Origin of the sequence: Micromonospora sp. NPDC049799, assembly GCF_040656655.1 — a bacterium.
Classification (GTDB): domain Bacteria; phylum Actinomycetota; class Actinomycetes; order Mycobacteriales; family Micromonosporaceae; genus Micromonospora.
The window spans coordinates 1-6589 of the sequence record NZ_JBFAMU010000275.1 but is presented as its reverse complement, the minus strand read 5'-3'; the positions used below and the strand labels follow the sequence as shown (position 1 = coordinate 6589).

9 protein-coding genes are annotated in these 6589 nt (G+C 73.1%); 6 read left to right on the top strand and 3 right to left on the bottom strand.

Going from position 1 to position 6589, the window contains the following annotated elements:
* Positions 1 to 1186, top strand: a 1186-nt coding sequence (locus AB0I76_RS19590) for an aldehyde dehydrogenase family protein (RefSeq protein WP_357037193.1), incomplete at its 5' end; no start/stop codon positions are given.
* A gap of 57 nt (positions 1187 to 1243) precedes the next feature.
* Here the strand turns inward: AB0I76_RS19590 and AB0I76_RS19585 are convergent.
* Positions 1244 to 1651, bottom strand: a complete 408-nt coding sequence (locus AB0I76_RS19585; RefSeq protein ID WP_357037190.1) for a ChaB family protein — start codon at positions 1649 to 1651, stop codon at positions 1244 to 1246.
* Positions 1652 to 1829: 178 nt separating this feature from the next.
* Between AB0I76_RS19585 and AB0I76_RS19580 the strand changes: the two genes are divergently transcribed.
* The 4 genes from AB0I76_RS19580 (at position 1830) to AB0I76_RS19565 (ending at position 4156) form a co-directional block, all read left to right on the top strand.
* Positions 1830 to 2810, top strand: a complete 981-nt coding sequence (locus AB0I76_RS19580; RefSeq protein WP_357037188.1) for a YihY/virulence factor BrkB family protein — start codon at positions 1830 to 1832, stop codon at positions 2808 to 2810.
* Positions 2811 to 2856: 46 nt separating this feature from the next.
* Entirely contained in the window at positions 2857 to 3273 is a 417-nt protein-coding gene (locus AB0I76_RS19575) for a DUF2795 domain-containing protein (RefSeq protein WP_357037185.1), read from the top strand.
* A 55-nt stretch (positions 3274 to 3328) separates the two neighbouring features.
* Positions 3329 to 3790 carry an SRPBCC family protein gene (locus tag AB0I76_RS19570; RefSeq protein WP_357037182.1) on the top strand — a complete coding sequence of 154 codons (462 nt, stop codon included), beginning with the start codon at positions 3329 to 3331 and terminating at the stop codon, positions 3788 to 3790.
* 105 nt (positions 3791 to 3895) lie between these two features.
* Complete coding sequence (locus AB0I76_RS19565; RefSeq protein WP_357037196.1) at positions 3896 to 4156, top strand: hypothetical protein; 261 nt, start codon at positions 3896 to 3898, stop codon at positions 4154 to 4156.
* Positions 4157 to 4213: 57 nt separating this feature from the next.
* Here AB0I76_RS19565 and AB0I76_RS19560 read toward each other — a convergent pair whose 3' ends face one another.
* Entirely contained in the window at positions 4214 to 5455 is a 1242-nt protein-coding gene (locus tag AB0I76_RS19560; protein WP_357037179.1) for an MFS transporter, read from the bottom strand.
* A gap of 142 nt (positions 5456 to 5597) precedes the next feature.
* On the opposite strand from AB0I76_RS19560, the gene AB0I76_RS19555 reads away from it, so the two are divergent.
* Entirely contained in the window at positions 5598 to 5810 is a 213-nt protein-coding gene (locus AB0I76_RS19555) for a hypothetical protein (protein WP_357037176.1), read from the top strand.
* Here AB0I76_RS19555 and AB0I76_RS19550 read toward each other — a convergent pair.
* Positions 5807 to 6262, bottom strand: a complete 456-nt coding sequence (locus tag AB0I76_RS19550) for a hypothetical protein (RefSeq protein ID WP_357037173.1) — start codon at positions 6260 to 6262, stop codon at positions 5807 to 5809. The genes AB0I76_RS19555 and AB0I76_RS19550 overlap by 4 nt on opposite strands.
* Between the last annotated feature and the right edge of the window lie 327 nt (positions 6263 to 6589).

The following is a 6589-nucleotide window of genomic DNA, read 5'->3' as shown; positions in this document are numbered from 1 at the left end:
GGCCCGGTCCACGACGGCCGAGATGGGCAAGCCGCTGGACGACGCCCGGGGCGGCGTCGAGGCGGGCATCGGCACCCTGCGCCAGTACGCGGAACTGGCTCCGGTGCGCGGCGGGCGGACCCTGCTGGGCGGCGCCGACGCGATCGACTTCATGACTCCGCAGCCCCGCGGGGTGGTGGCCGCGATCACCCCGTGGAACGACCCGGTGGCCGTCTCGTGCGGGCTGCTCGGCGCCGCCCTGGTCACCGGCAACGTGGTGCTCTACAAGCCGAGCGAACGGACGCCCGCGACCGGCTGGCTGCTGGCTCGGGCACTGGACTCGGCGCTGCCCCCGGGCGTGCTGTCGCTGCTGACCGGCGGCCCGGAGGTGGGTGCCGCGCTGTCCGCCCAGGAGGTGGACGTGGTGGCCCACGTGGGGTCCACCGCCACCGGGCGGGCCATCGCCGCGGCGGCGGCCCGCACCGGCGCGAAGGTGCTGCTGGAGAACGGCGGCAGTGACCCGTTTATCGTCGACGCCGACGTCGACCCGGTCTGGGCGGCCGGGCAGGCGGCGATCGGCGCGTTCGCCAACGCCGGGCAGATCTGCGTGGCCGTGGAACGGATCTACGTGCACCGGGACGTGGCCGAGGACTTCGTCGAGGCGCTGGCGGAGAGGGCGGCCGCACTGCGGACCGGTCCGGGCACCGACCCGGGCACCGAACTGGGTCCGCTGGTCGACCGGCGGCACCGCGACCACGTGCACGGGCAGGTGGTCGCGGCGGCGGCGCAGGGAGCGCGGATCCGCGTCGGGGGCACGGTCCCGGACGGTCCGGGGGCCTTCTACCCGGCCACCGTGGTGACCGACTGCCGGCACGACATGCCGCTGATCCGCGAGGAGACCTTCGGCCCGGTCGCGCCGGTCGTGGTGGTGGACTCGTTCTCCGAGGCGCTGCGCTGCGCCGCCGACTCGCCGTACGGGCTGGCCGCGACGGTGCTCACCGGCTCGATGAGCCACGCGCAGCGCGCCTGGCGGGAGCTGCCGGTGGGCACGGTGAAGGTCAACGCGGTCTTCGGCGGCGCGCCGGGCGGTGCCGCGCATCCGCGCCGGGGCAGCGGCCAGGGTTTCGGGTACGGCCCGGAGCTGCTGGACGAGTTCACCGCGACGAAGGCGGTGCACATCGAGGCGCCGGGGGGCGGGCACTGGTGAACGGGTGACGCGGAAGGGGCCGTTCCGGATCGGAACGGCCCCTTCGTCGCGTACGCCTCAGCGCTTCTTCTCGCGGGCCTTGGCGGTCTGGCGGTTGTTCGCCTTCTCGATCGCCGTGACCAGCTCCGGCTTGGTCATGCTGGACCGACCGGGGACGTCGAGCTTGCGCGCGACCTCCATGAGGTGGTCCTTGGTCGCGTTGGCGTCCACACCGCCGGCCGTCTCGGCGCGCCGCTGCGGCCCGCCGCCGGCGGCCTGCCGATCGCTCGGGCCCTTGCGGCCCTTCGGCTCCCAGTGGTCGCCGACCTTCTCGAACTGGTGCTTGACCGCGGCGAACGCGGTGCGGTGGGACCGCTCGCCCTCGCCGTAGGTCTCCACCGCCGAGTCGTGGGTCTTCTCCCAGGTGCGCTGCGCCTTCTCCGGGGAGCGCCGCAGCGTGCTGGGCATGTCCTCGCGCCCGGGCATCTCGTCCTCCTCCGCGTCGATGGGTCTGACTTGTCCGTTCCCCCTCGGCGCGGAGGCAAACCGCCGCGGCGCCGCGACGGGCAGCCGGGTTTGTCGATTTCCGGCGCCGGGTACCGGCGGGGCCAGGCGAATCCGGGTGTACCCCGACATCCGGTGGCCGGGGCACAGGGAGCGGGCCATGACGACGACGGAGCCCGGGACGGTACTGGACGAGGCACAGCGGTCACACCTCCCCCGCCGGGTACGGCAGCTCAGCTGGTCGACCTGGCGCGGGGTGCTGGTGCGCAGTGTCCAGAACTTCCTCAAGGACAACTGCGCGGACTGGGCGGCGGCGCTGACCTACTACGGCGTGCTGGCCCTGTTCCCCTCCACGATCGTGGTGGTCGCCCTGGTCGGGCTGGTCTCCAACGGCGAGGAGACGGTGGACACGGTGCTGGACCTGGCCCGCGACATGGGTGCCGGATCGGTGGTGGGCAACGACGGCTTCGTGAGCGTCGTCCGGGGCGTGGTCGAGCAGCAGAGCGGGTCGGGCGTGCTGCTCAGCTTCGGTCTGCTCGGCGCGCTGTGGTCGGCATCGGGCTTCATCGGCGCGTTCACCCGCGCGTCCAACGCCATCTACGGCGTCGAGGAGGGGCGGCCGGTGTGGAGGCTGCGCCCGATGCAGATCGGCCTGGCGGCGGTCTCGATGCTCCTGCTGGCGGTCGTCGCGGTGGGCCTGATCGTCAGCGGGCCGGTGACCGACGCGGTCGGCAACCTGATCAACGCCGGCGGCCTGGCCCGCACGGTGTGGAGCGTCCTGAAGTGGCCGCTGCTCGCCATGATCATGATGGTGCTGCTCAGCCTGCTGTTCTGGATCGCGCCGAACGTCCGGCAGCCCCGCTTCCGCTGGCTCACCCCGGGTGGGGCGGTCGCCCTGGTCTCCTGGGCTCTGGCCTCCTTCGGCTTCGGCCTGTACGTGGCGAACTTCGGCTCGTACGACGCCACGTACGGCAGCCTCGGCGCCGTCATCGCCTTCCTCGTCTGGCTCTACCTGTCGAACTCCGCGCTCATGCTCGGCGTGCAGATCAACGCCGAGTTGCAGCGCGGCCGGGTGCTCCAGGCCGGCGTCCCGGACCCGGACGAACCGGTCCTGGAACCCAAGAGCCCGGCCGGTACGTGACCGTGTGCCGGGTTTATCCGTGGGGCCACCGGGTAGCGCACAAGACATGGAACGTGGCAGCAGCAAGCACGGACCGCGGCTCGACGAGCAGATGAGCCAGGAGGTCAGCGGTCTCCTGCAAGGGCCGGGGACCGGCGGCTCGCGCGTCGACGAGGCCCGCGTGCCGGAGCCGGCGGGCGAGGACCAGCCGGAGACGACGACGGCGCCGGCCGGTGAACTGCGTACGGGCGCGCCGAAGGGCATGAGCTCGGAGGACGTCGAACAGCGCAGCCGGCTCGGGCGGTTCATCACGATGAGCGCGCTGCCGGGCGACCGCGAGGCGTTGATCGCCAACGCGCGGGACAACGACGCGCCGGACGACATCGTCGCCGAGCTGGAGCGACTGCCCGAGGGGACCCGGTACCAGACGGTCTCCGAGGTGTGGGCGGCGCTCGGCCACAAGAACGAGACGACCCGCTGGTGACCGGATCGCCGCACGATCCGGGCACCTCATCGGCGGACATAGGGAGGAAGTCCTGATGAGTGGCGTAACCGAACACGTGGACGTCTCCGTCCCGGTGCGCACCGCGTACGACCAGTGGACCCAGTTCGAGGAGTTCCCGCACTTCATGGAGGGTGTGCAGGAGGTTCGGCAGCTCTCCGAGACGATGACCCACTGGACCGTCGAGATCGCCGGGGTGAAGCGCGAGTTCGACGCCGAGATCACCGAGCAGCTCCCCGACGAGCGGGTGGCGTGGCGGTCCACCGGCGGCACCCAGCACGCCGGTGTGGTCACCTTCCACCGCCTCGACGAGAGCACCAGCCGGGTCACCCTGCAGCTGGAGTTCGAGCCGCACGGCGTGGTGGAGAAGGCCGGCGACAAGCTCGGCATCGTCGACCGCCGCGCCAAGGGCGACCTGGAGCGGTTCAAGCAGTTCATCGAGCGGCGTGGCCAGGAGACCGGCGCGTGGCGTGGCCACGTGGACCGTCCGACGCCGTGACCTGACACACCCCCGTACCACGACTCCCGATGGCCGCCGGTCCCCCGGCGGCCATCGGCGTCTCCCCGCTGTTTGGCGGTGGGCCGGTCGGGTACCGCGATGGGTATGACGGACGAGAACAGGGTGTGGCGCGACGAGGAGAAGACTCCGCTGCGGGAGTTGGACCGGGCGGTCGCCCGGTCGACCCTGGACGGCCAGACCGACGACGTGACCGGCAACGACGCCGGCGAGGAGGCCGCGTTCGGGCACGGACCCGAAGCGGTCGACCGGGGCGGCGAGGCCGCCGGGGCCGGGCGGGAGCCGACCGACCGGGACCGCGCGTACCGTCCCTCGACGACCGGCCGCACCGGCCCCGACACGATCTGATCGGTACGCCCGGTCCCGCCGCTCTCCGGCGGGACCGGGCGTGCTCGTGTGCCCCGGTCAGGCCACGGACGGGGGACGCCGGGTTCCCGTGGCGTGGACGATCAGCAGGACGACGGCCAGCACCAGCAGCGCCGGCCCGAGCGCCTCGACCGAGGTGCGGCTGATCAGCACCCCGACCCCGGCCGGGACCAGCGCCGCGCCCAGCCCGGCCGCCCCGATCTGCAACCCGATGACCCGGTCGGCGTGCGCCGCACCGACCCGCTCGGCGGTGGTGAGGGTGAGCAGCGGGAAGACCGGCGCGGCGGCGAAGCCGATCACGACGAGGCCGGCCACGGCGAGCCACGCCGGCCCGGGTACGGCGACCAGTGCCGCCCCGACCGCCATCCCCAGCAGGCTGCCCCGCAGGATCCCGGCCGTCCCCAGCCGCTCGGCCACCACGCCCTGCACCACCCGTCCCACGAACAGGCTCCCCCAGTACGCGGAGACGGCACCACCGGCCACCGCCGCGCTCACCCCTCTCCCCTCGGTGAGCAGCAGGAACGCCCAGAGGCCGGCGGCCACCTCGATCGCGACGTACACCGCGAAGGCGAGCGCACCGAGCCACGCCGCCGGCAGGCGGAGGGTGTCGCGCACGCGTACCGGGGCCAGGGTCGGTGCCACGGCGGGCACCGGCGTGGTCGTGTCCGGCCCCCCTCCCGGCGGGGCGGGCGCGGAAGCCGCGGCCGGTCCCCGGTCCCGCCAGGCGCGGACGGTGAGGGCGAACGCGAGGGCGAGGGCGAGTTGCGCGGCGGCGACGCTGCCGTAGCCCCAGCGCCAGGACAGCCCCACGCTCAACACACCCGTCATGATCAGCGGCCCGATGGCCACGCCGAGGCCGAAGAAGGCGTGCATCCAGTTCATGTGGCGGGGTCCGAAGGCTCCCGCCGCGTAGGCGTTCAGTCCGCTGTCGATCGCGCCGGAGCCGAGACCGAGCATCAGCGCGCAGCCGATCAGCATCGTGAGATGGGGCGCGGACGCGTAGCCGGTGAGCGCCAGGCTGGCCAGCAGCGTGCTGACGGCGAGCAGCCGGCCCACGCCGAGCCGGGCCAGGGTGAAGCCGGCGAGGACGCTGGAGGTGAGGTAGCCGGTGGTGCCGGCGAAGAGGAGCAGGCCGACGGCCTCGGTGGGTACGCCCAGGTCCCTGCGCATCGACGGCCAGCCGACCCCGATGAGTCCGTCGGGCAGGCCGAGGCTGACGAACGCGAGATAGGCGAGCAGGAGCAGGGAGGCACGGGGCCGGGCGACGGGCACGGGGGCCATCCTGCCCGCAGGGTTTCCCGCAGACCCGCCCTCCCCCACCAAGACAAAAAGCACGGTCCGTGTGGTCGTGAAAGCGGACAGCTCATCCAGAATCGGCCGTTCGGCTGACGGCAACCACCGTCTCGCGCGCAAGACTTTCGGAATGCATCAGGGCAAGGGCATCCTCACGACCCGTCAGCGTCGCCTCGCATGGCTCGGCTTCCTGCTCGCCGCCATCCAGGCGCCCGTCTCCGCGAAGCTGGTTGCGGACAGCTCCTGGCTGTTCAGCCTCTGCGTCGCGCTGATGGTGGCGACCGTGATCATCGCCGACGACGCGGCCCGCCGTCAGCCGGCCGAGGCCCGTCCCCGGGACTAGTCCGAGGTGCCGGCCGCGGGCCGCGCCTCGTGCCCGGGGCGACCGCGGGTCCGGCGCTGCTCCTTCATCTCCGCCTCGTACAGGTGGCGGCGCCCCGCCACCAGCTCGTCGCGGGCCTGTCGGTCGAGCTCGCGGAACAGCGCGTAGTAGCCGTCGTCGAAGTCCTCGACGATCTGGAACGTCCAGCGCCCGGCGATCACGTTCCGGCCGAGCAGGTCGGTGTCGATCCGATCGGCGATGTGCCCGTGTCCGGCCTTCCGGAACATCTCCACCGCCTCGTCGAGCATCAGGTCGGCGTGCCCGACGAGCTGGTGCAGCGAGTAGAGGTGACCGCGCACCCGTTCGACGCATTCCAGCGCCTCGCTCAGCTTGCCGAGCGCGGCGACCGTCTCGTCACTGACACCGGCGGGACGCCGGTGCCGCTCGTCCGGTCCGTCCTGGTGTGCCGTCATTCGTTCCTCCACCGTCTCGACGCGCCCACACCGGGCGGTTCTCCTCGTGCCCGATTCCGGCCGACTCAATCCCTCGGACGTCGCCCGACCGACCGGTGGGGGACCCGGCACCCGCCGTGCGGCCGAGGTCGAACCCCCGATCCACCGGCTAGCGTCGGTCCCCATGCGCGTGCCGTCGAACCAGGTCAGCTCCCGTGCCGTCGTCGAGGCGGCGCGTTCCACCCTGGCCGCCCTGGCAGAGTCCGTGGCCGAGGGGACGGCGGCCGCCGCCGCCCGGCCCGGCCTGCTCGCCCTGATCGACCAGCACGCCGCCGCGGTGCGCGACAG